Annotated in this window: 18 protein-coding genes; 9 read left to right on the forward strand and 9 right to left on the reverse strand. The window is 48.0% G+C overall.

Annotated elements, in window-relative coordinates:
- Positions 1 to 149: 149 nt before the first annotated feature.
- The 4 genes from KW844_RS19155 to KW844_RS19170 all read right to left on the reverse strand — a co-directional run bounded on the left by KW844_RS19155 (position 150) and on the right by KW844_RS19170 (position 7,161).
- Positions 150 to 1,670 (reverse strand): SusD/RagB family nutrient-binding outer membrane lipoprotein, encoded by a 1,521-nt coding sequence (locus KW844_RS19155; RefSeq protein WP_218378393.1) that lies wholly within the window; start codon positions 1,668 to 1,670, stop codon positions 150 to 152.
- A gap of 17 nt (positions 1,671 to 1,687) precedes the next feature.
- Positions 1,688 to 5,062, reverse strand: a complete 3,375-nt coding sequence (locus KW844_RS19160) for a SusC/RagA family TonB-linked outer membrane protein (RefSeq protein WP_218378394.1) — start codon at positions 5,060 to 5,062, stop codon at positions 1,688 to 1,690.
- Positions 5,063 to 5,332: 270 nt separating this feature from the next.
- Positions 5,333 to 6,505 (reverse strand): FecR domain-containing protein, encoded by a 1,173-nt coding sequence (locus KW844_RS19165; protein ID WP_218378395.1) that lies wholly within the window; start codon positions 6,503 to 6,505, stop codon positions 5,333 to 5,335.
- Between the two features lie 59 nt (positions 6,506 to 6,564).
- Positions 6,565 to 7,161, reverse strand: a complete 597-nt coding sequence (locus KW844_RS19170; protein WP_218378396.1) for an RNA polymerase sigma factor — start codon at positions 7,159 to 7,161, stop codon at positions 6,565 to 6,567.
- Positions 7,162 to 7,305: 144 nt separating this feature from the next.
- Between KW844_RS19170 and KW844_RS19175 the strand changes: the two genes are divergently transcribed.
- From KW844_RS19175 to KW844_RS19195, 5 genes are all read left to right on the forward strand, one after another.
- Positions 7,306 to 10,146 carry a S9 family peptidase gene (locus KW844_RS19175; protein WP_218378397.1) on the forward strand — a complete coding sequence of 947 codons (2,841 nt, stop codon included), beginning with the start codon at positions 7,306 to 7,308 and terminating at the stop codon, positions 10,144 to 10,146.
- A gap of 364 nt (positions 10,147 to 10,510) precedes the next feature.
- Positions 10,511 to 11,404 (forward strand): DUF6597 domain-containing transcriptional factor, encoded by an 894-nt coding sequence (locus KW844_RS19180; RefSeq protein ID WP_218378398.1) that lies wholly within the window; start codon positions 10,511 to 10,513, stop codon positions 11,402 to 11,404.
- A gap of 41 nt (positions 11,405 to 11,445) precedes the next feature.
- Entirely contained in the window at positions 11,446 to 11,898 is a 453-nt protein-coding gene (locus KW844_RS19185) for a GNAT family N-acetyltransferase (protein WP_218378399.1), read from the forward strand.
- Between the two features lie 43 nt (positions 11,899 to 11,941).
- The gene (locus KW844_RS19190) at positions 11,942 to 12,445 is read left to right on the forward strand and encodes a cupin domain-containing protein (RefSeq protein ID WP_218378400.1); all 504 of its coding nucleotides are present in this window, start codon (positions 11,942 to 11,944) and stop codon (positions 12,443 to 12,445) included.
- Positions 12,446 to 12,582: 137 nt separating this feature from the next.
- Positions 12,583 to 13,212 carry a DUF4230 domain-containing protein gene (locus KW844_RS19195; protein WP_218378401.1) on the forward strand — a complete coding sequence of 210 codons (630 nt, stop codon included), beginning with the start codon at positions 12,583 to 12,585 and terminating at the stop codon, positions 13,210 to 13,212.
- A gap of 4 nt (positions 13,213 to 13,216) precedes the next feature.
- Here the strand turns inward: KW844_RS19195 and KW844_RS19200 are convergent, their stop codons facing one another.
- Positions 13,217 to 13,927 carry a hypothetical protein gene (locus KW844_RS19200; protein WP_218378402.1) on the reverse strand — a complete coding sequence of 237 codons (711 nt, stop codon included), beginning with the start codon at positions 13,925 to 13,927 and terminating at the stop codon, positions 13,217 to 13,219.
- A gap of 250 nt (positions 13,928 to 14,177) precedes the next feature.
- On the opposite strand from KW844_RS19200, the gene KW844_RS19205 reads away from it, so the two are divergent.
- The gene (locus KW844_RS19205) at positions 14,178 to 14,507 is read left to right on the forward strand and encodes an RNA-binding protein (RefSeq protein ID WP_073081181.1); all 330 of its coding nucleotides are present in this window, start codon (positions 14,178 to 14,180) and stop codon (positions 14,505 to 14,507) included.
- A gap of 261 nt (positions 14,508 to 14,768) precedes the next feature.
- Here KW844_RS19205 and KW844_RS19210 read toward each other — a convergent pair whose 3' ends face one another.
- The 4 genes from KW844_RS19210 to KW844_RS19225 form a co-directional block, all read right to left on the reverse strand.
- A complete protein-coding gene (locus tag KW844_RS19210; protein WP_218378403.1) occupies positions 14,769 to 16,097 on the reverse strand; it encodes a dihydrolipoamide acetyltransferase family protein in 1,329 nt (442 codons plus the stop codon).
- Positions 16,098 to 16,158: 61 nt separating this feature from the next.
- Positions 16,159 to 17,427, reverse strand: coding sequence for a CinA family nicotinamide mononucleotide deamidase-related protein (locus KW844_RS19215; protein WP_370626501.1), 1,269 nt, complete (start codon positions 17,425 to 17,427; stop codon positions 16,159 to 16,161).
- A 12-nt stretch (positions 17,428 to 17,439) separates the two neighbouring features.
- Positions 17,440 to 17,850, reverse strand: a complete 411-nt coding sequence (locus KW844_RS19220; RefSeq protein ID WP_218378404.1) for a thioesterase family protein — start codon at positions 17,848 to 17,850, stop codon at positions 17,440 to 17,442.
- Positions 17,851 to 17,868: 18 nt separating this feature from the next.
- On the reverse strand, positions 17,869 to 18,273 hold the full coding sequence (locus KW844_RS19225) for a DoxX family protein (protein WP_218378405.1): 405 nt from the start codon (positions 18,271 to 18,273) through the stop codon (positions 17,869 to 17,871).
- Between the two features lie 277 nt (positions 18,274 to 18,550).
- Here KW844_RS19225 and KW844_RS19230 point away from each other — a divergent pair, with 277 nt between their 5' ends.
- From KW844_RS19230 to KW844_RS19240, 3 genes are all read left to right on the forward strand, one after another.
- Positions 18,551 to 21,625, forward strand: coding sequence for a tetratricopeptide repeat protein (locus KW844_RS19230; RefSeq protein ID WP_218378406.1), 3,075 nt, complete (start codon positions 18,551 to 18,553; stop codon positions 21,623 to 21,625).
- A gap of 43 nt (positions 21,626 to 21,668) precedes the next feature.
- Entirely contained in the window at positions 21,669 to 23,330 is a 1,662-nt protein-coding gene (locus KW844_RS19235) for a TonB-dependent receptor (protein WP_218378407.1), read from the forward strand.
- 167 nt (positions 23,331 to 23,497) lie between these two features.
- Positions 23,498 to 24,424 carry a hypothetical protein gene (locus KW844_RS19240; protein WP_218378408.1) on the forward strand — a complete coding sequence of 309 codons (927 nt, stop codon included), beginning with the start codon at positions 23,498 to 23,500 and terminating at the stop codon, positions 24,422 to 24,424.
- Positions 24,425 to 24,429: the final 5 nt, after the last annotated feature.

Here is a 24,429-nt window from a genome sequence, read left to right on the forward strand (position 1 = left end):
AAGACTAGTAGGGTGGATATCAGATAAGTCATTAAAATCCGACTTTGTTCAATCCATCATATAAATACTTTATTCAAAGTTTGATAGACATAAATGCTGGTGTATATTGCGGTATAGAGGCATAACTTAAACGATACAATTGTTATTTTTTATTTCACCAACCACATCCTGTCATTCTGCGTATCCGACCCTCCATACTGCCGTTGCAGCGCAGCCTTCAAACTACTCTCATTCGCATTATATTCCGACGACGGATATTTCCATCTCACCGGAATCATCTGCGAATTTTTGTTGGCAGGCCCCACCTCAAATACAGGCACACCTGTACGGCGGTTCTGATAAAACGCCTGACGGCCTGAGTTCTGAAAAAATGCCACATACCGCTGCTCTAATATCTGCCTTAAACCTGCTGCAGTATTACCCGCATATACAATTTCCCCACCACCGAGGAATACATCCTGGGCGGCAGTTGCTACATTGTAAAAAGCCATATTAGCACGGATACCCGCTGTATAGTATGCATTGGCATCTCCACTCACCCAACCCCGGTTAATAGCCTCCGCAATTGTAAGATTGATTTCAGCAGCACCTAGTTGTATGCATGGCACACCGGAAGGTGTCACCTCCCAGAAATCAAAATTCAGGTTGGATAATTTTCCGGCAGTAGCCAGTGCTTTCAGGTCCGACTGTATCATACCCACAGAGCCACCTCTGAAAGAGGTAAATTTAGTGGCATACGCAGCGTCTCCACTCTTTTTAGCGGAATCAGTAGGCAGCGCCATCACAAACAAACGTGGATCCGCTGTCCGCTTCAGGATATCTACGATGGTACTTGCCAGGTTGTTATCATTATCTCTCTTAATCACAATACCATCGGCAGGCCACAGCGGATAGTTGTTATCGCGGGAATTGCCATTGTACACCAATTGAAAATTATCCGCATTACCGAGGATCAGCGGGTATTTGCCGGGATTAGAAACGATTTCTGCGAACTGCTCTTTGATTTTCAGATCCGCGTTGTCATCAGCGCGCTTGCTCAAACTCATCAGTACTCTCAGGCGGAAGGAGTTAACGAGTTTCTGCCATTTGGCCAGGTCACCTTTGTAATAAAAGTCGCCCTCTACTTTAATGTTGCCGGCTACAAGTGGCGTCAGCTCTGTATTTACAGAATCCAGCAGTTGCAAGCAGTAGCGGTACACCTCTTTCTGCTCATCATATTTAGGCGTGAAATTGCCTTCTGTTACACCTTTGATGGCATCCGTCATCGGGATATCACCATACATTTCCGTAGCCCTGATGAGGAACCAGGCCTTTACAAACCGCGCCAGTGGCACGTATCCTTTTGCTACCTCTCCATACTTTGCAGCTTCCAGCAACAGCTGACGCACATCACGTAAACGGTCGTACGCAGAAAAGCCTTCACCGCTGGTAGTCCAATCGTAAGGCTGGCCATAATAGTAAGAGTTGTTTTGCGTAGCATATTGGTTATGGCGTTGCATATCATTCCAGGGGCCATCTTTCATATTTAGTAAGATGCCGGTGAACACCAGTTTAGGATTGCCATCGTATACAGCCGATGGATCTTTTTGCAGGGTTCCCATCTTCTCACAACCCCAAAGTCCTGTAACCAGCGCAGCACCCAACAAATATTTTGATATAATCGCTTTCATGTTTTCAGTTTATTAGATCAGAAGGACAGGTTAATGTTTACACCATAGCTTTTTACCGCAGGCGTCTGGAAGCCGGCATTGTCGGCAGTGTACTGATCCAGTTCCATATTTTTGTTATGCTTGCTGGTGAAGTACAACAGGTTACGGCCTACCAGTGAAATGCTGGCGGTGGAAAAGAATTTGGTGCGCTGCAACAGCGTAGCAGGGAAGTTATAGGACAATACCACTTCGCGCAGTTTCACGAAAGTAGCATCGTGCACCAGGTTTTTATCGGCAATGTAATAATCCGTTGCCCAGTCTCTCCATAATACCGGCACATCGTTTGGCGCATATTTCCTATCGTCGGAAATGATGTTACCATCCCTGTCGGCATTCAGTTTTCCGGAAATCACTTTCTGTCCGTTGGTCATTACGTTCCCATTCCAATCCGGGTTATCGCGGTTCATCCAATCCTGGTAACGGTATTCGCTGGCAGATGCCGGAGCGGTACCAGACTTCCACTGGTAATAATCCACATAGTTAGAGATCAATCCACCAAAGCGGCCATCAATCTGCATACTGAGCCCGAAATTCTTGTAGCGGAAACTGTTGTTCATGCCCAGCATGAACTTATTATCTTCATAACCAATTTTTGACAGGAAAGGATTGTATAACGGCAACCCATCATTACCTACGAGGATATTTCCTTTATCGTCCCGCTGGAAATCGGTGATGTAATAACCATCATTTCTATCCCCTACTTTGATCATATCCACCCATTGCTGTATACCGTCAATTTCTTTTAACCAGCGGTGGTTGGTTGACCAGTTCAGCATCACATCCCAACTGAAATCTTTTTTACGTACAGGCGTTCCTGTTATGGTAATTTCAGCACCTTTACGGATATACGTATTAGCATTGCGCTGTACCGTATTCACGCCGGAAGCGGAAGAAACAGTCACATTCACCACACCAGGACCTTCAATATTGCGGTAGTAGGCCGCGTCAATACCCAGGCGGTTGTTGAAGAAATTAGCGGCCACACCTACTTCAGCAGTTTGTACGCGACTAGGCAGGATATCCGGGTTATTTAAGATGCCGGTATAGTTAATACCCACATTATTATCCCAGCGGGTGCCACTGGTGCTGTACACGGGCAGCAGTTTATAAATATCATAGTCACTGCTGGTATTGGCCAGGTCGCCCGCCACATTTGCATAAGCACCGCGTAATTTCAGCATGGATACATAGTCAGGCAGGTCCAGCATTTCCGACAGCATCACGCTTAAGGAAGCAGACGGATAGAAATAGGTATTGTTCTTCAGCGGCATGGTGGAAGACTTATCAAACCTGCCGGTCAAACTCAGGAAGATCATGCTTTTCCAGTCCATATCCAGGAAGCCATAGAGGCTACCTACCTGCCTTTTACCAAAGTCATTGGTAGGGCTGTTTTGTTCTTTTGTATTAGAGAGATCAAAAACACCCGGGGTAATAAGGCCACCTTTGGTAGAACCGTTTAAGCTGCTCACCTTCACAGTTCTGAGGTTAGCCATCAGGGACCCGGTGAAATTAAAGCTATTGCTGATTTTATCCTTATAGGTAAAGCCACCTTCGGTGTTGTTTTCCCAGAAGTAATCATAATATTCACGGTAGCCACCTACACGGCGGTAAGGCTCGTAGAAGTCGGCCGACATTGGATAGCGCCATGATTGCCTGCGATTCCAGGTACTCACGTTGGTGCGTACTTTAAAATCCAGTTTCGGTGTAATGTGATATAGCAGTTGCAGGTGTCCGTACACGTCGTCCTTGTTATAGGAATGCAGCGCTTCGTTGGCAATCAGCCAGGGGTTATTGTAGATGGTATATTCCCTGTTGTACTGCTGCACGTTTTCTTTTCCGGGCTGCCAGTAGTTGCGCAGGTCGTTGATATCATAATCCACACCACCCCATACGGTGATCAGGTAAATCAGGCTGCTGGGGCCATAGCCAAGGCTTGGGTAGTTAGGTGTATACTGTTTGCTATAGTTAACGGCGCCTTCTATACGTAGTTTATCACCCACATTCACCCCACCGGCAAAGTTGATATTACTGCTGCCGTATTTGGTATTAGGCACTTGTCCACGTTGTGCTACCTGCGAAAAAGAAATGCGCAGGTCACCTTTGTCATTAGCGGTGGAGATGGCCACGTTATTGGTGGATAGTAGCCCGTTGCGCAGGTAGTTGGTCAGGTTATACTTACCTCTGGCCAGCCATGGGAGCGGTGTAAGCTCACCGGTTACCGGATCTTTGGGAGAATTATACTGGGTGATCGGCTGTCCTTCAAAGCGTGGGCCCCAGATGTTGTAGTCGGCATCGTTTAAGCCGCCGCCACGACCATCTTTAAAAGCATATTCGAAATCGTCACCAGGGCCGTATTCTGTCTGGTACTTAGGGATGGCGTTATAGCCAGACTGCAGCTGGGTGCTGGAGTTGACTTCTACTTTAAACCCTTTCTTATCCGTTTTAGCTCTTTTGGTGGTGATAACAATCGCACCGTTCTGGCCACGGGAGCCGTAAAGGGCGGCCGCATTGGCGCCTTTCAGCACGGAATAGGATTCAATATCATCCGCATTGAGGTTCCAGGAATCGGAGCTCACCGGCACGCCGTCCACTACGATCAGCACATTACTGCGGCCACGTAGCTGAATGCCCGGATCGCCAAACAGATTAGGGTTAGGCGTAATCACCAGGCCGGCAACTTTACCGGTCAAGCCGCTCACCGGGTTGGGTTCGCGGGCTTTGGTAAGATCTGCGCCCTTCACTTCCTGCACGGAATAGCCCAGTGCTTTCTTCTCTTTTTTAATGCCCATCGCAGTAACGATGTACTCATCGAGCTTGGCGCTGGCAGTTTTCAAAACGATGTCCACGGAGTTGCTGCCGGGAGCAACGGCTATTTCACGGGCCTCAAATCCCATGAAAGTTACTACCAGTGTGGCATTTTCTGGTACAGAGAGATGAAAGGTACCGTCGGCAGCGGTTACCGTGCCTTTGGTAGCACCTTTCAGCATAACGGTAGCCCCGGGAATAGGATTCCCGGCATCATCCGTCACCTTACCGCGGATATCCACCGGAGGTACTTCCACAGGTGTGAGGGTTTTAAGTGGGTCGCCCGCCTGCAGTTTGATCACCACCGTTTTATCCACGATAGTGTAGTTCAGTGGCTGGCCGGCCATACATTCACCTAACACCTGTTTCAGTTCAGCATCTTTCACATGCAAACTTACACGACGCCCGGCTGCCAGTACCTTGTTGGTATAGAGAAAATCAAAGCCTGTCTGGCGGCTGATTTCCTTGAACACCTCTTTCAGCGGTGCGTTGCTTTTTGAAAGCGTGATTTTGGATTGACCAAAGCTCGCTGCATTTACCTGCAGCATAAAAGCTAGTATAAAAATGGAATTCAGTTGCATCACACGAATGATTGTGATAAGGCAAAGGCTACGCCTGCGCGTACCTTTGATTAGAGTGCGCAAATACATACTTTTGTAACTGTTTGGATAGTGTAGAATACGTTCTGTCAAAAATGTGGAAGCATTATCTCAAACCTGCCGGTGGTGTTCGAGACCGCCGGCATTTTTATGAATGCTGTGAAATAGACTAGTTGCTTTTCATGGTGTTCGATTTTTGGTTGATAAATATTTACAGGACTATTTTCCTACGGTGACTGTTTTTCCCTGGATGCTAAAGTTGGCTTCGCCGGTAAGGGTAAGCAGTTTTAATACCCCGGATATGCTTACCGTGCGACTCACAGTGCCGTTGAGCCGCATATTCAGCGTATCGCGAAAGGTCACGTCTACATCATACCAGCGCTCCAGTTGACGCATAGCGGTACGTATATCCGTGTTATTAAAGTAAAATCTGTCGTTTTTCCAGGCCAGTGCTTCTTCGAGGTCTGCTGTTGCTACTGTTATGTCTTTACTGTCTGTGGTGATGGTGGCTTGCTGCCCGGGTTTGAGCAAGCTGCGGCTGCCCTGGTAGTTTACCGCCAGGGAACCATCTACCAGCGTGGTTTTGGTTTGTCCTTCTTCCGTATAGGCCATCACGTTAAAGGCGGTACCCAGGACCTGCAGTTCACTGCTGTTTACTTCCACAATAAAAGGTCGTTTAGCGTCGGTGGCTATTTCAAAATAGGCTTCACCGGTCAGCCTCACGCGTCTTTCCTTGCCGAATGCCAGCGGGTAACGCAGGGAGGATGCGGAGTTGAGCCATATTTTACTTCCGTCCGGCAGTACCAGGGAGTATTTGCCCGCCTTGGGAATGCTCAGGGTATTGAACTGGTGTAGCGCATTGGCATTAGTGCCATTATAGGCAATTTGTCCATTTTGTTTCTTGGAGATGCTGGTGCTGCCCTGGGTGGCCAGCACGCCATTGGCCGCGCTGTCAAGTGATATCTGGGTGCCATCCGCCAGGGTGAGCATTGCCCGGTTGCCTCCCGGAGGTACATCCTGAGTATGCACGATGGCCGGGGTAGCAACAATGGATGTATGGGATGTGTATAAATAGTAGGCAAGGCTCGTTGTCAGCAGCAGTAAAATGGTGGCTGCTGCCGCCAGTATAGCACGTTTGGAAATCAGCATGCGCCGTGGCTGCGGCGTTATCAACGCATCGAAGCGCTGGTTCCAGTGGTTAGCATCCTCCTCACCAGCCACTGGTTGCTGTTGCTCCCAGCGGATACGCAGCAGGGATACAAGGGCCTCATTATCCGGCTCTTCATTCACCCAACGTAATAACTGTTGCAGCTCCTCACGGGTGCAGGTGTTATTCAGGTATTTATCTACAATATGTTTCCAGTCTGCCTCCGGCATAGATGATTTGTTCACTGTTATAAGTATTGACGACAGAAATTAACCGGACAACTATTCTTCCGGAATATTTTTTTTTAAAGATGGCTGATGACAAAGGCAATAAACGCGGTGCTACCCAGGTCCAGCCGTTTTGACAGGTAGTTACGGATAAATTGCTGGCTGCTGACGATGTGATTGTTGACGGTATTTTTAGAGATATGAAGCATTTCTGCGATCTGGTCATGCGTATAGCCATGCTCACGGCTAAGGATGTATACCTGCCGGCGTTTGGCAGGCAGCTGGTCCATGGCTTCACGGAGGCGGGCTTCGTAATCGCGCAGGAGCAGGCGGGTATCAGCGTATACATCGCTTACCGGCTGCAACTCCTCCCAGAGGGCCTGCTCCAGCTCCGGGCTGCGGGCGGCTGCACGCAGAAAATCCACCGATTTGTTATAGGCCACCTTAAAAAGGAAGCCATCCCTGTTTTTTACCCACTGCAACAGCTCCCGCTGCTGCCAGATACGCATGAATACATCCATCACAATCTCTTCTGCCACCTCCCGCGACTTGACCATATTCAGGATAAATCCATACAGTTTAGGGCGGTGGGTGTCAAAAAAGATCCTGAAAGCTGCTGTATCTCCAGCAGAAACAGCTTGTAATAAATCTTCATCTGTCATGACATGCTTCATGAATCCTGTTCACTTTGTGCCAAAACTATCGAAAATGAACCGGCTTTCCATGTAGCCTATTGTACGTCCATCCTTTTTTTTATATACAAGCGTCCGGCGTTTTGTATCTTGACCAATTAAAATCTGCAATCTATATTAGCGCTTATGAGAAAATATGTTCTGGGCTCCCTGCTGATGGGAACCGCCCTTATGACCTATGCGCAACAGCCATCCAAAAAACCGCTGGATCACAGCGTGTACGACGGATGGGAAACTGCCGGAGCAAAAGTTATCAGCAACGACGGGCAATGGATCGCCTATACCATCAACCCGCAGGAAGGGGATGGCCGACTCATTATCTTTGACCGTAAAACGGGCAAAGAAACGGTTGTGCCACGTGGTGGCCTGCCGGTGATCACAGAAGATTCCAAATTCGTGATCAGCACCATCAAACCTCCTTTCAAGTTAATTCGTGAAGGCAAAATCAAAAAGAAAAAGCCTGCCGAACTGCCAAAGGATTCCCTCGTGATCGTAACGCTGGCTACCGGTCAGATCGAAAAAATCGCGAACGTAAAATCTTTTAAAACACCGGCCAAAGGCAACGGCCTCCTCGCCTTCCTCGCTGAAACACCGGCGGATACCACCAAAGGTAAAAGCGCAAAAGCACCGGCAAAAAAGGATGATGACCGCGAAGATGACGACAAGGCAGGCGCCGATAAGAGCGACAACGGAATGCTGGTCATCCGTCAGCTGTTCAAAGGCACCCAGGACACCATCAAAAACGCTACCGCCTATACGGTGAGTAAACCAGGCAATAACATCCTGGTGGCTATCAGCGGCAATAAGAAAGATTCCCTCTCCCGCACCGGCGTTGTGTTGTGGCATACTGCCAGCCGCAAAGCGGATACGCTGAGTCGCGGCTACGGCGATTATAAACAGCTTACCCTCGATAATAAAGGAGAACAGGCCGCTTACCTCGCTACGCGCGACAGCGCCAAATCACTGCAGCAATTTTACGCCCTGTATTTCTATAAACCTGGCGCCGACAGCGCCCTGGTAGTGGTAGACAAAAATAACAGCGCCATCCCTTCCAAATGGAATGTAAGCCCTAACGGCAATCTGAACTTTTCGGAAAACAATGAGCGCCTGTTCTTTGGCACAGCACCGATCCTTCCTCCGAAAGACACTACCATCGTGGATTTCGAAGTAGCCAAGGTGGACATCTGGAACTATAAGGACGACTATCTGCAACCTATGCAGCTGAAAAATGCAGATAAGGAACTGAAAAGAACCTTCCTGGCAGTGTACTATCCTGGCGCTAACAGGGCTATTCAGCTGGCAGATAAAGACCTGGAAACGGTGATCAGCTCCGACAAAGGAGATGGCAAATACGCCCTGGGCTATACCGATAAAGAAGACCGCATACAGCTGCAATGGATTGGCCGCAGCCTCAAATCGGCTTACCTGGTAGACCTTACAAACGGTACCCGTAAAAAGGTAAAAGCGAAACTGGACGGCATGTACTCCATATCTCCCAAAGGAAAATATATACTGTGGTACGACCTGGCCGATAAAAGCTATTGGACCTATAACACCGAAAGCGGCGCTACCACTAATATTTCCTCCAAAGTGCCGGTACAATTATATGATGAAGAAGATGATCATCCGGACTTACCGGATGCCTACGGACTGGCAGGCTGGATGGAGCAGGACAACTACGTATATGTATACGATCGCTATGATGTATGGCAGTTAGATCCTACCGGCGCTAAAGCACCGGTGAATGTTACAAACGGTTATGGCCGCAAAAACGCGGTAAAGCTGCGTATCGTACGCCTGGACCCGGAAGAAACATCCTATAAAGCAGGTCAAACCCGCATCATGACTGCCTTTGCCGATACCACCAAGTACAATGGTTATTTCAGCATGCAGTTGCCTGGCGGTAAAGCGAAACTGGCAAATCCCGTACAAATAGTACTGGGCCCTAACAGTTACAACGACCTGTCGAAAGCTAAAAATGCGGACGTATATTCCTTCGTAAAGGCCAGCTATGTGGCATCTCCGGATGTTTATTTCGGTACTGCGATTGATAAGGCAGCTAAAATATCCAGCACCAATCCGCAGCAGAACGATTACAACTGGGGTACGGCAGAACTCTACAAATGGACTACTTTCAGCGGTAAAAAAGCCGAAGGTATCCTGTACAAACCAGAGAACTTTGATGCGAATAAAAAATACCCTGTTATCTTTTATTTCTATGAGAAGTTAACCGACGGACTGTATAATTACCAGGCCCCTGCTCCAACTCCTTCGAGGCTGAATATCAGTTTCTTTGTGAGTCGCGGCTACCTGGTATTTGCACCGGACATTAGTTATGAATCAGGTTACCCAGGTAAAAGTGCTTATGAGTACATCGTTAGTGCGGCCGAGGACCTGGCAAAACAGCCTTATACCGATGGTAAGCACATGGGTATTCAGGGCCAGAGCTGGGGTGGCTACCAGGTAGCCTACCTGGTTACCCAAACCAACCTGTTTGCGGCTGCCTGGGCCGGTGCGCCGGTGGCCAATATGACCAGTGCCTATGGCGGTATCCGCTGGGAAAGTGGTATGAACAGGCAATTCCAGTATGAGCATACGCAGAGCAGAATTGGCGCTACCCTTTGGGAAAAGCCGGAGCTGTACCTGCAAAACTCTCCGCTGTTTATGCTGCCTAAGGTAAATACACCGCTGGCGATTATGGCAAATGATGCCGATGGTGCAGTGCCTTGGTACCAGGGTATTGAACTGTTTACCGGCTTGCGTCGCTTAGGCAAACCAGTTTGGATGCTGAACTATAATAATGAGGCACACAACCTGGTGCAGCGCCAGAACCGCAAGGATATTTCGCGCCGTGAGCAGCAGTTTTTTGATCACCTGCTGAAAGGTGCTGCGGCGCCGGAGTGGATGGAATATGGTGTTCCGGCCACACAGAAGGGTGTAAACTGGGGATTTGATCTGGTGAAATAACTGAACTAGTATAAGTATATGAGGCCTGGCTGAATCAGCCAGGCCTTTTTGTTTTGCACAGGTGACAAAGGTACCTGCGGTGGTGTGTGGTGTGAGGTGCACGCCCGGCACGCCAGCCCACGTACCGACTAAATCATACGTGATGGCCAGGAGCCAACCGCCACCTACCAGCAGCCGTGTGCGGAGCAATCTGCTGTGGAGCTTGCCCTATAATAAAGTCAACTGTGGAGGAATCTTAACAGCAGCAGCGGGCGCGCAGCGCACCCTCCCCAACCGATACCGAAGGTATCGGTCCCTCCTAACCAACAATAAAAAAATCTTTATATAAGAATTTATCATATATTTACAATATCATCATGTTACAATGATGACCCTATGCAGCGAGAAATTATCCTATAAAACCAGCAACATTGTGCCTATGAACTTCCAAATTTATCACCCGGAAGACGCATTGCGTCCGTATGTTAAGCAGTACTACTATTGGGAAGACAACACCCGTGGCGTGATTCAATTGCCACAGAGTTTATTTGCACTGGGCGACCAGTACATGGTTTTCATCCAGGAGGGCGAAGCCACGGTGAAGCCGGCTAACCACCCTGCCTATACGTTGCCTGCCAACTCGATCATTGGCCACTTTACCTGTGCCTGCCAGTTGCAGGTGAAAGGCCCTGTGAAAATGGTGATTGTGCAATTGAATGTATATGGTTGTTACAAACTGCTTGGACTGGACACACCGGCATTTACCAATTACTACCGCAACCTGGACGTTACCTGCGGCGACATGTGGGCTAATATCTCTGCCCGGATAGCCAAAGTAAGGACACCAGATGGTATTATTCCGGTACTGAATAATGCCTACCGTGATTGCCTCGAAGCCGGTAGTCGCTCCCTGCGCCAGGTGGATGAAATGGTGGATTACCTCGTGGCACGTAAAGGAAATATTTCCCTGGATGAGCTGGCACATATATTCCACCTTTCCCGCCCTACGATGGAGCGTATATTCACCTCCGTTACCGGCATACCGCCGCAGCTTTTCACCCGCATGACAAGATTTAAGACTGCTTTAAAATCTTTACAGCAGCTGAATTTTCCACAATGGCAGGCCACCATGAGCCGTAACCTGTATTACAACCAGGCCATGTTCGTAAAGGATTACCTGCTGTTTAACGGCGAATTACCAGACTATTTTGAGCCAGTAGCTACCACCATTGCGCAGATGCCATCCGGCAACCGCCAAATGGTTGCAGTTGCCAGTTAATAACGAATCTATTACCTTGGGCCTTCGTAAATTAACCCGATATGACTACCGAGATTTTCGAAGGCCCATTTAGTATATCTACCGATAATAGTAAGCTGGACACTGCGCTGATACAGCGTTTTCTTAGCCAGGACTCCTACTGGGCAAAGGATATTCCACAGGACGTGGTGGAAAGAATGATTGCCGGTTCCTTATGCTACGGCGTTTATAAAGGTGATGCACAGGTTGGCTTTGCCAGACTGATTACCGATAAAGCTACCTTTGCCTACCTCGCCGATGTTTTTATCCTTCCCGAATACCGCGGACAGGGTCTCTCCAAATTCCTGATGCGGGTAATCATGGATTATTTTGAATCTCAGCAACTTCGCCGCATAGTATTGGGCACCAAGGACGCTCATGGCCTATACGCACAGTTTGGTTTTACGCCCCTGGAAGACCCATCCCGCTTTATGGCGGTGGCTAAACCTGACCTATATACGAAAAAACAATCCTGAAATTCTGGTTTTTCGCTACCTTTCCGTCCTCAAATGACTACCTATGCAATATTCAGCAAGCTGGTGGCGGGAAAAGCTACAGTTACAGTCCCACGTTGAAGGGGGCGCCTTTCGGGAAACCTACCGTTCTGAGTGGATGCTGGATATGAGCACCCTGCCGGCAGGCATCACCGGTAACCGCAATGCCTCCACCTGCATTTATTTTCTACTGGAATATGGCGAGTTTTCAGCGTTTCACCGCATAGCGGCAGACGAGATCTGGCATTTTTACGATGGCCACTCTCTCACCATTTACGAGATAGAGCCAGGTGGCAACCTGATTACACACCAACTGGGCAAGGACTTTGAAAAAGGCGAACGCCTGCAGGTAATCATTACCGCCGGAAACTGGTTTGCGAGTCGCACCGAGGTACCGGGCGGTTACGCCCTCACTGGCTGTACCGTAGCGCCCGGCTTCGATTTTGCAGATTTCGAACTCGCGGAAAGAGCCCCACTGCAGGCGGCATATCCGCAGCATGAAGCGTTGATAGCATCTCTAACCCGTTAATACATTCGAAAGTAGGAGGACCTTCGGTCCTCCTACTTTCGAAGATACCGGCAGCGAAGCTGCCGGTATCTTTCATCCAACTTACGCCCACGCCTACACGTATTATAGGTTCCCCTAATTTTTCGTAATTTTCAGTCATGAAGAAAATCATTTACATACTGGTATTTGTTGTGATAGCGCTTGCCATGTTCTGGCTGGGCCGTTTTTTTGGCAGTAAGAATATGAGTCAGCAGGTGATATCCAACGGCCTCATTGTAAAGGAAATAGCGGAACTGGCCAGTTTGGATGTGCAAGGCTCTGCCAACATCAAACGCAGCAACCTGGAGGAAGGAGCCAGCGACTGGACCGATAACCTGAAAAAGACTTTTCTTGAAAACACCATTTGGGTAACCATCCCCTACCAGGCAAAGTTTGGGGTAGATGTTAATGATAACAATTTTAAGGTAGACATCAGCCAAAAGCGGATCACCGTTCAGTTACCGGCACCAAAGCTGCTCAGCTATGAGCTGAAGGTGGACCGGATGGAAACGGCCAACAGAAAAGGGTTGTTCCTCTCTCAGGACGACGAAACTTACACCGATGTACAAAAGAAGTTATACCAGACTTCCAGAGCCCAGCTGGAAAACAATCCCACCTACATTGAAAAATCCAAAGGCAAGATTGTAGCCATTATGCAACAATACTACGCCCCCTTCCTGAAAGACCATGTACTTGATGTACGGTTCGAAGGAGATACCGCCCGCTTAAGCGGCGCCACCCTGCAATAATCATTCAGGCAGCAATATATTTCACCAGCGTTCTTTTGGCAACCGGCAAAAGCGTTTCATTGATTGGCAGTACTAAGTTTGTTTCCACACTATATACTGCGGGATTGGGCAACTGCTTATGACTGCGGATCAGCTGGGATTTGATGTATTCGAAGGTATGCATCAGGTCCTTTTTATAAGTATCGAGGAAGCTCATGTGAATGCCCCTGAATTTTTCATCCGCCCTTTCGAAAATGGTAAGGCGGTAGGAATATACCAGCACTTCCCGGAAGCGGCCGTCGCTGAGGAACATGTACCCTTCGGAACTTTCCAGTGGCACCAGGCCCACCGGCGCTATGTGCAGCTTGTCCTCCACAAATTCATACAACTCCGTGCCTTCCCGGATGGTGCCATCCATTTTTTTCACGGCAAATTCAATAATGCTCTCCAATTCCTGCATCAGCTCATCATCGGCGATGATCTGTTCATACAGCAATTGCAACTTTTCCAGGTTTACTTCACTCAGCTTTTTGGGAAAGCGTTGCTGCAGGAACTGTTTATTCTCCCGGAAAGACACCAGGTTATTATAATGAAAAATAATATCGGCCAGCTGAGGGTACAATTTGTGCTGACCAAAGTACTGATTGATGTCCTGAAGGTATGCGAGTAACGTGTATTTCTTTAGTTCGAAATCGATGTAGCCATCCGCAAACCAGGTTTCGCTCAAGGCTCCCATGATAATTTTATTTAATGGATTACACTATTAATTTACGATTTTTTTCCCGCAAAATGTGCTTATAAAATGTAAAAACTGATTTGCTAAAAAAATATTTTTTCTACTGTAATTCAAGCTCACAGACGATTTTAGGGGGTCATACCTATAAAAACATAATAAAATCTTAAATATTTTTTCAGGGCTATTAGTTTATTGGCTTTATTTTCCTAACTTCAGTACATTATTTTTCATTTTTTTAATTTCAGTTATCATGAACATTTACGTAGCCAACCTGCATTATAGGTTGAACGATGAGGATCTGCATCAGATTTTCAGCGACTTTGGAGAGGTTACCTCCGCAAAAATCATCAAGGACCATGAAACTGGTCGCTCACGCGGTTTCGGTTTTGTGGAAATGCCTAATCAAGAAGAAGGAACCAAAGCTATGGAAAGCTTAAATGGTAGCGAAATTGAAGGCAAACAACTGATGGTTAACGAAGCAAGACCAAAACAACCGAACAATAATTTCAGAGGTGGTGGAAATAACCGTGGTGGCGGAGGATATGGTGGTCCTCGTGGCGATCGTGGTGGACGCTACTAAGTTATTTTTTATCGGTAAAGCTGTTAAAAAAATTCAAAAGGCGGTTTCTTCGGAAATCGCCTTTTTTATTAGCGTATATTCTTACGGATTAGGCCAGGGTGGAAGACCGGATATATGCCATAGAAGAATCTGAAATCTTACTTCATGAGCGTATATTCCGGCCCGGCATGGAAGCCCGGATTCCCACCGAAATAAAAAAAGAGAGCAAAGCTCTCTTTTTTTGTTTCGGATTCCCAGCGCCTCCGGCCCTAAGTCCCCAAATTATATACCTCTCTTAGGATCAAAATTCTCCAGCTCTGTAGCCACGGCCGACAGGAAAGTAGATCCCAGGGAACCGTCCACAATTCTGTGGTCGTACGACATAGACAGGTACATCATGTGCCTGATCGCGATGCTGTCGCCCTGCTCGGTTTCAATCACCACCGGACGTTTTTTAATGGCGCCCACCGCCAGGATAGCCACCTGCGGCTGGTTGATGATTGGCGTGCCCATGAGGCTACCGAAAGTACCTACGTTGGTAAGGGTGAAAGTACCACCCTGCGTGTCTTCCGGTTTCAGTTTATTGTTACGTGCGGCATTAGCCAGGCCGTTAACCTGTTTGGTGAGTCCTACCAGGTTAAGCTGGTCGGCGCTTCTGATAACCGGAACAATCAGGTTACCGGAAGGCAGCGCAGTAGCCATACCCACGTTGATATCTTTCTTAATGATGATCTTGTCGCCGTCCAGTGAACAATTGATCAGCGGGAAGCGCTTCAAACATTTTACGATCGCCTCTACAAACAGCGGGGTGAAAGTCAGCTTCTCGCCTTCTCTCTTTTCGAATTCGCCTTTTACGCGATCGCGCCATTTCACCATGTTGGTTACATCGGCTTCTGCGAAACTGGTAACATGCGGGCTCACCTGCTTGCTCATCACCATGTGATTGGCGATCAGCTTGCGCATGCGGTCCATTTCAATGATTTCCACATTGCCATTATAGGTAGCAGAAGGAACTGTTACTGCTGTAGCCGGACGTGGAGCTGCCGCTGCGGCAGCTGTGCCCTGGTTATTAACAGGCGTAACATCCGCAATTACCTTACCTTCTTTACGATCTGCCACATATTGCAGTATATCCTTTTTGGTTACACGGCCCTCTGTTCCGCTGCCTGGCAGTTTCTCCAGTTCAGCGAAGCTAACTCCCTCCTGCTGGGCAATGGTAAGCACCAGTGGAGAATAGAATCGTGCGCCGCCACCAGCAGGGGCAGGCGTAGGTTCAGCCACCTGCTCAGCTACAACAGGAGCAGCTGCGGCAGTAAATTTGGGTTCAGTAGTTACAGGGGCAGCAGGTGTTGTGTCCGCTGCTGCATCGGCATTGGTATTAATGCGTGCAATGACAGTACCTACAGGCACTACGTCATTTTCAGAAAAGAGGAGTTCAGCAATGACCCCTTCCGCAGTAGAAGGAACCTCGCTATCCACCTTGTCGGTAGCAATTTCCAGCACAGTTTCATCCACTTTAACGGAATCTCCCGGCTTTTTATGCCAACGCAGGATGGTAGCTTCCATGATGCTTTCTCCCATTTTCGGCATTACCAGTTCTACAATAGCCATAAGATTGATTTTAGCTTGATTTTAGCTTTGTTTAGTGCGCAACAAAAATAAGGGAATTGTATCAATTCAATTCTTCCGGCTCCAGTTCCAATATCAGCTTCCTTAATTCGTTCATCGCATAAACAGCGGCCATTTGTGTATTTCGTTCGCGGTCGTAGCGCAGATGATATTTAACTGTCACCATTTTTTCGCGGCTGCCAACGGCCACCCACACGGTACCCACAGGCTTTTCATCCGTTCCGCCGGTTGGTCCCATGATACCGGAAACGGCTATGGCATAATCTACTTCCAGCAGATCCAGCGCCCCGGTCAGCATTTCTTTTACGGTAGCCTCACTCACAGCGCCATGCGCCGCCAGGGTTGCTTTCTTTACCCCCAGCATCTTCATTTTCATGTCGTTAGAGTAAGTGATAGCGCCCCCTTCATAATAGGCGCTGCTACCGGAAACGGCGGTAATCCAGCTACCAATCAGGCCACCGGTACAGCTTTCAGCGGCACCCATCGTTTTTTTACGCTTCAGCAATACGTGCCCCAGCACCTCTCCGATAGTTACGTCCTGGTCTGTTACATAAATATCCGGTAATCTTTCCTTGAGCTCCGTAAAATATAAACTCAACTCCGCGGCAGTGCTGACTTTATCTTTTCCCTGGGCAGTGAGCCGCAGTTTGAGTAGGCTGTAACTAGGCAGATACGCCAGTTTGATGTGTGGCGGCAGTTTGGCTTCGAAGTCCACCAGCCGCTCCGCTACAAACGACTCTCCCATCCCGGAGGTGATCAGCGTATGATGCACAACGGCAGGGGTATTGAAATGTGTTTCCAGGCGGGGAAGCACGAAACTTTCCATGATGCCTTTCATTTCATGCGGTACACCCGGCATGGATACATAAATTTTTTCGTCTTTTTCAAACCACATACCCGGCGCGGTGCCTCTGTGATTCTGAATCACGGTAGCCGCTTCCGGCACCAGGGCCTGATCTACGTTCCGTTGCAGAATAGGCAGGCCTCTGCTTTCAAACATATGCAGTACCCGCTGGAGGGTATCCCGGTCCTGCACCAGGCGGGTGTTAAAATATTCGCAGAGGGTAGGCTTGGTAATGTCATCTGCCGTAGGACCCAGCCCTCCTGTCATCAGTACCACATCTGACAGGGCCGCTTCGGCTGCCAGTGTAGCCAAAATGTCTTCCCGTATATCCCCAATGGCTACACGACGATGCACCCATATGCCCATGGCATTCAGCTGCTGAGCCATCCAGGCAGAATTGGTGTCGATGGTTTGGCCAATGAGCAACTCATCGCCGATGGTAATGATACTGACTGTAATCTTATCCACGTCGCAGGTTTTTTAGTTAAAGAATGGTGCCAGGCGCTCTCTCAGCACTTCCGGAAGACCTGATTTCTGCCTGGTATTGACATCTACAAACACCAGCGTGGTAACACCCACATTGAGCAATTCCCCTTTCTCGTTGTACAATTCGCTGTGAAACTGGATCTTGGAGCTCTTAGGCAACTCTTTTAGTATAGTCTTTACCGTTATGAGATTATCATAGGTCGCCGGCCGGAAATATTTCGCATTCAATTCAGCCACAGGCATCATCACCCCTTGCTCTTCCAGCTCCCGGTAGGTAAATCCCAGCTCCCGGATGGCTTCTGCCCTGCCCACTTCATAGTAAAGCGCATAGTTGCCATAATAGAGATACCCCATCTGGTCTGTTTCTCCGTATCTTACCCGTATTGTAGTGGTACTAATAAACATGGTCCATTCTGTTTTTTATTACGCAATCAGATTATCGATGCTCACCTTGCCCGGCCCTACAAACAGGATCGTGAGATAGGCCGCCAGGTACATCAGTGGCAATTCTATCTTATCGATAGGCTCATGTGCATGCACCACAAAAATAACGACTGACATGCAAATAATAAGCGGCACACTGGCCAGGCGGGTCAATAAACCCATCATCAGGAAAATGGCACAGGCAACCTCCGCAAACACCACCATCCCTAATGAAACGGCATGGCCTACGTGAAAAGGGTCAGGAAAGGTATTCTTTTTTGATGCAAATCCAAGCAATTTTGGCCATCCATGTAATAATATCAATCCTCCGAAAACCAATCGCATCAACAGCATGGGAAAAGACACGGCTCCATTGGTGTGGCCTGCAGAAAACAGTTTTCTCATAGTAGGTAAGGTTTTTGCTAAGAAAAGTGATTTTCCGCAAGATAGCGTATATGCCTTTGCCGCCTATACGGAGTTATCCACATTGTGTAGAACACAATCGGAAAAGAATGGAGATAACATATATATTTGCTTTCATCTGTTTTGTCGGCACTATACCCAGTACTGGTAAGGGCAAAACAGCGGATTGGAGGATCATGTAACAGGAGGTAATCGCCCGGACAGAAAATATTTCTGCCCGGTATTCGTTTTAATCGCATATTCAAGATAATAGCAAAACATGCAGGTCATAAGAAAAATCATTGTTCCGGGACATCTGTACTTATCCCTTTTTGCCTTTGCCGGTGCTACACTGGCGGCTTTACCCGCCGCCCACGCCCAGCAGACACGCATTTACACTGATCCGGAAAAAACCTTCAAGGATGCGCAACAATATTTCCAGCATGGAAAATATGCCGTATCCATGCAGCTTTTCAAGCAAACAATCGATAACATCACCTACTGGCACGAAACCAATCGCGACCTCGTACGGTCAGATGCGTATTACTACTATACCATCTGTGCATTAAAGCTGCAGCAGGCAAATGGTGAGCAGATTGCACTCGATTACCTGAAATATTTCAATAACAACGCACGCGAGCAACTGGTAAGCTACCAGCTGGCAAAATATTATTTCCACGCCAACAAACTCAAAGAGGCAATTCCATACTACGAAAAAGCCAATATCGACAATCTCTCCAACGATGAAATTGCCGATGCAAAGTTTGAACTGGCCTACTGCTATTTCAATGTGAAAGAGTTCAAAAAAGCACAACCGCTCTTTGCCTCTATCAAGGAAATAGAAGGGAAATATTACCTCCCCTCCAATTACTACTATGGCTTCATCGCCTACAATAACCGCCAGTATAATGAGGCCCTTACCAGCTTCCAGCGCGTGGTAAAAGAGCCTAAGTACAGCAATATTGTACCGTATTACATCGCCGAAATTTATTACTTCCAGGGTAAATCCGACCAGCTGATCGCCTACGGCGAACCGCTGATCAACCAGGGTGGGCAGTATTATGAAGCGGAGCTGAAACAATTAGTGGGTAAAGCCTACTTCGAAAAGAAAAATTATCCAAAGGCACTCCCCTACCTGCAGGAGTTCCAGGATAATTCCGACGAGGTAAGAAATGAAGATATCTACCAGCTCTCCTACTCTTACTACCAAACCGGTAACCTGCAAAAAGCAATCACCGGCTTTAAACAGCTGAGTGGCGCTAAAGATTCTCTTGGTCAGAACTCTATGTATCTGTTGGGAGATTGTTACCTGCGCACGGGCCAGAAAGCCAATGCCAGAAACGCGTTCGCTTATTGTGCCAACAACAGCTCCAACGCGCAGCAACAGGAAATCAGCCGTTTTAACTACGGTAAATTATCCTATGAACTGGGCTACCCGGATGCAGCACTTACTGAGCTCACACAATTTGTACAGAAATATCCGAATTCAACCTACAATAAAGAGGCCCGCGAAATCATGGTGAACCTCTTCATGAATTCAAATAACTATAAAGAAGGGCTGGCTACCATCGAGATGATTCCCGAAAAAAACCAGACCGTACTGAAAGCATACCAGAAAGTGGCCTATGGCCGCGCCACACAGCTGATCAATGATGGTCAGCTCGCTGAGGCCGACCGCCTGCTGGATATCGCCATCAAACATCCTTACGACGCACAGATCAAGCAGCTCGCTTACTTCTGGAAAGGAGAAATCGCCCTGCGCCAGAATAAAACAGAAGCAGCCATCAGTAACCTGAATTCCTATCTCGGCAGCACCGCCATTCTTTCCGGAGAAGCCAACGCACAAACGGCCAGCTACAACCTCGGTTACAGCCTGCTCAAACAGGACCGTTTCAGCGAAGCACTGCCATGGTTCGAATCCGCTCAAAAAGCCAGCGGCCCTAACGCACAGCGCATCAGCAACGATGCCATGATGAGAGCTGCCGACTGCTACTATATGCTCCGTCAGTTTCCGAAAGCATTATCGCTGTATGATCGTATCATCAGCAATAATGAGCCAGGCGCCGACTACGCCACCTACCAGAAAAGTATTATCCTCGGCCTCCAGGGCAAGCAGAGTGAAAAACTGGCGTTGCTGAAGCAATTGGGCAACAAGTTTCCTAACAGCAACTTCGGCAACGAAACTGATATGGAAATTGCCAATACCTACCTGGCAGCCGAAAAGTTTAACGAAGCGATTCCTTATCTGGAAAACGTATTGCAGAAACAACCTAACGGCCCCAATGCACCCCGTGCCCTGCTGAAATTAGGTCTCTGCTACTATAATAAAGACAATGAATCAAAAGCACTGACCTATTACCGTCAGGTCGTAGAAAAGTTCCCCGGCGCACCGGAAAGCAGTGAAGCCTTACAGAGCATCAAAGCCATTTATGTAGGCCAGGGCAAAACTGACGATTATCTCGCGTTCCTGAAATCTACCGGTCGCACCGTATCCGCTTCCGCAGAGGATTCCCTGGCATACGCTGCCGCTGAAGCACGCTTCACCAGCAACGACTGCGACGGTGCCATCAACGCCTTCAACAGTTATATCCGTAAGTTCCCTGAGGGCCAGTTTATATTACCGGCTAACTTCTACAAGGCAGAATGCAGCTATAACAATAAAGACTATACGACAGCATTACCTGCCTACGAGTTTGTATTGTCCCGCAACAATAGTCTGTATGCAGAACGCTCCGCATTACAGGCCGCCAATATCAACTACTACCAGGTTAAAAATTACGATAAGGCACGCGGTTACTATTTACAGCTGCAGGACCTGAGCAGCAGCAAGGAAAACAGCCTGTCAGCCACCCGCGGTTTGCTGCGTAGTAACTACATGCTGAAACATTGGGATGAAGTGACCAACTATTCAGAAATGCTGCTGGCCGGAAGTAACAACAGTACCGACGATCAGATCCTCGGTCACTTCTACCACGCAAAAGCCCTGAAACAAAATGGTCAGTACGCCCCGGCAATTGCTGAGTTTAAAACGGTAACCGGTTTAACCAAATCAGAGATCGGTGCAGAAGCACGGTACGATATTGCTGACAGCTATCTGCAGCAAAATGAGCTGGATGCTGCTGAGAAAGCCGGTTTTGACGTCATCAAAAATACGGCGTCTTACGAGTACTGGGTAGCAAAAGCGTATATCCTGCTGGGTGATGTTTATGCCAAACAAAAGGATTACTTCAATGCAAAGGCTACCTTCCAGAGTATTGCCACCAACTCTACTATTCCGGAACTGAAACAGGAAGCTAAAGATAAACTGGCCAAAGCCGAAGCTGATGAAAAAGCAGCCGGCAAAAATCAGAAATAATTTTTCATCAGCGTCCGGGTTCCGGATTTAAGATAACGACAGCATGAACATTCATCACATATACGGTAAACGATTCTTTTTTATAGCCGCATTCGGCCTCACGGGGCTGGTGCATCAACAAGCCTTTGCACAAAAGGATTCCCTGAAACAGGAAACCATCGATATCATTTCCACCTACCAGCCGCGCCTCCGTGATGCCGCCAAACTGAATCTGACAGCCTCGCTGCCAGGTGTGGATACCGCGCGGCCTTCGCTGAAGTATGAGGTCCCTTCCTTAAACCTCAACTTCATGTACCAGGCAGCGCCACTGAAACCGCTGGCATTGGGTAAAGATTCGCTGGACCTGCTGCAAAATAATTTTGTGAAGCTGGGTTATGGAAACCTTAGTACACCTTTCGTGCAGGCCGGCTTCGGAAGCGGCCGCCACGAGCAGTATAACTATGGTCTCTTTGTAAATTATACCGGATCAAAAGGAAAGGATATTGAAAACCAGGACTACAGCACCCTGAACACCCTGGCCGCCGGTACCTACCTGATGGACAAATTCCAGTTGAACGGTAGCCTGGCTTACGATCGTAACAGCCTGCACTACTACGGTTACGACCATACGACACCGATGGAAAAAAGCGATATCGCACAGGTGTTTAACCAGATCACCGCTACGGTTTCCGGTTCCAACCTGCCTAACAACGACTGGGCATTTTCCATCAAGCCGAAAGTGAAGTTTATCTATTTTAACGATAACTATAAACGCAACGAAGGCGCATTCATGGTAAACCTGCCGGTGCGCAAGCAGATATTTGAAAATATCTTCCTGCAGGCAGAAGGTGTGCTGGACCTGTCGAACTACAAACAGGGCGATAACAAAACGATCAATAACAACATCGTAGCGGTGCATCCGGCGGTAGACATCATTTACCCTGGCTTTGTGTTACACGCAGGCGTGAACCCTACCTGGAGTAATACGCCCGGTGTCAGCAAGTTCTACCTGCTGCCCGACATCGTAAACGAAACGCACCTGATCCGTAAGAAACTGATATTGAGCAGTGGATGGATCAGCTATATCGAGAAGAACTCCTACCGCAACCTGACCTCCCGCAACCCTTATTTCCTGGGTAGCCTGGGAGATATGCAAAACACGCGGATAGAAGAGAAATATACCGGTATCAAAGGTACTTTGGGCAGTCATTTTAACTACAACACCAAGTTTGCATCCGTAACCTGGTACAATCTGCCGTTGTTTATCAATGACACCCTGGATTCCAAGCGATTTATCACCCTGAACGAAGCGGAAATGCGTGCTTTCCAGCTGCATGCCGAAGTGGGATATATCCAGGAAGAAAAGTTCCAGGCGCGCGTATCATTTGACTGGTTTAACTATAACAAACAGGAAACGCAGCTGAAGCCATGGGCCCTGCCTGCTTTCCAGGGAAATTTGAACGTTACGTATCTGCTTGGTAAAAAGCTGCACCTGAATGCCGATCTGTTTAGCATGAGCGGTGCTTATTATCTGCTGTCGGACCAAACTGATTTTGGCAAAACCGCTGGCGCCTGGGACATGAACCTGGGAGCGTCGTACGACATCACCAAAAACTTTGGATTGTGGGTAAATGCCAACAATGTCTTCAATTCCCATTATCAACGTTATTACCTGTACCCATCCTATGGCTTTAATATAGTTGGTGGGTTGCTATTTAAATTCTAAATTCATATTGGTAATTAAGCTATTGTGACATCGTATTAATTGTGGCGGCTCCAGGTTGCTGCCTTCGGCAGCAACCTGGAGCCGCGAAAGAAAGGGACCTTCGGTCCCTTTCTTTCGCGGCATTCGATACAATCACGTTTTGGTCAATGTAATTATTAACTATCTCTATGATCTTGCAGCAATACATACAAGAAGTACTCTTCAGACAGCGCGTTTGTGTGATCCCCCAGTTAGGCACCTTTACCTTACAACATTTCCCGGCCCAATATAACGTGAACAGCCAAACGCTGACGCCCCCCTGGGACCAGGTGTTGTTCAGTCAAACCTATAAGGATGATGGTTCGTGTGTGGAGTGGATTGCATTAAAAGAGAACCTGGTGCCTTCGGTTGCCCAGCGCAAGCTGGAGAAATATCTGGAAGAAATGAAGGCCGAGCTCCGCACCGGCAAACCGATGGAATTGCCTGGAATCGGGACTTTACAGGGTGATTTTGCAGGAAATATTCACTTTTTTGCTGAGAAGCTGCCGGTTACACAGGAGTCGCTGGACCTCTATCCTATTCGGGAGGAGGAGGAGCCAACTCCCCCCGCACCTGAACCTATAGCGCCGATAGAGCCCGTGATGACGGAGGAAGTAGAAAATGTATTGGAAGCCATTGAGGAAGAAAGTAGTTTTAAATGGTGGTGGGCAGTAGCGGCGGTGGCAGTGGTAGGCGCTGCTGCGGGTGCCTGGTGGTATATCTCTCAGCAAAACCGTCATGCGAATACGATTACGGATATCCCCATGGATGAGGTGATCCAGGATACGCCGGCTCTACAAACCACGCCGGTGGATAGTATGGCGGTGGACAGTAATGCAGCGGCAATGCCGGTAATTGACACATCAAAATATGTAGCGGTATATTATACTACGAAAGACAGCACCGATGCAGGTAAAAAACTGCAGCGTCAGTTGAGCTGGGGCCGTAAGGTGATCATGTACTTAAAAGATGACACCTATCGCCTGGCTGTGGAAGTAGACAATGCGGATACCACTACCGCTATTCAGCAGGTAAGAAAAGACTTTGGTAACCAGGCATTCCTGGAAAAGCATTAAATAAA

It is taken from the genome of Chitinophaga sp. sic0106, from assembly GCF_019219075.1.
Lineage (GTDB): Bacteria > Bacteroidota > Bacteroidia > Chitinophagales > Chitinophagaceae > Chitinophaga.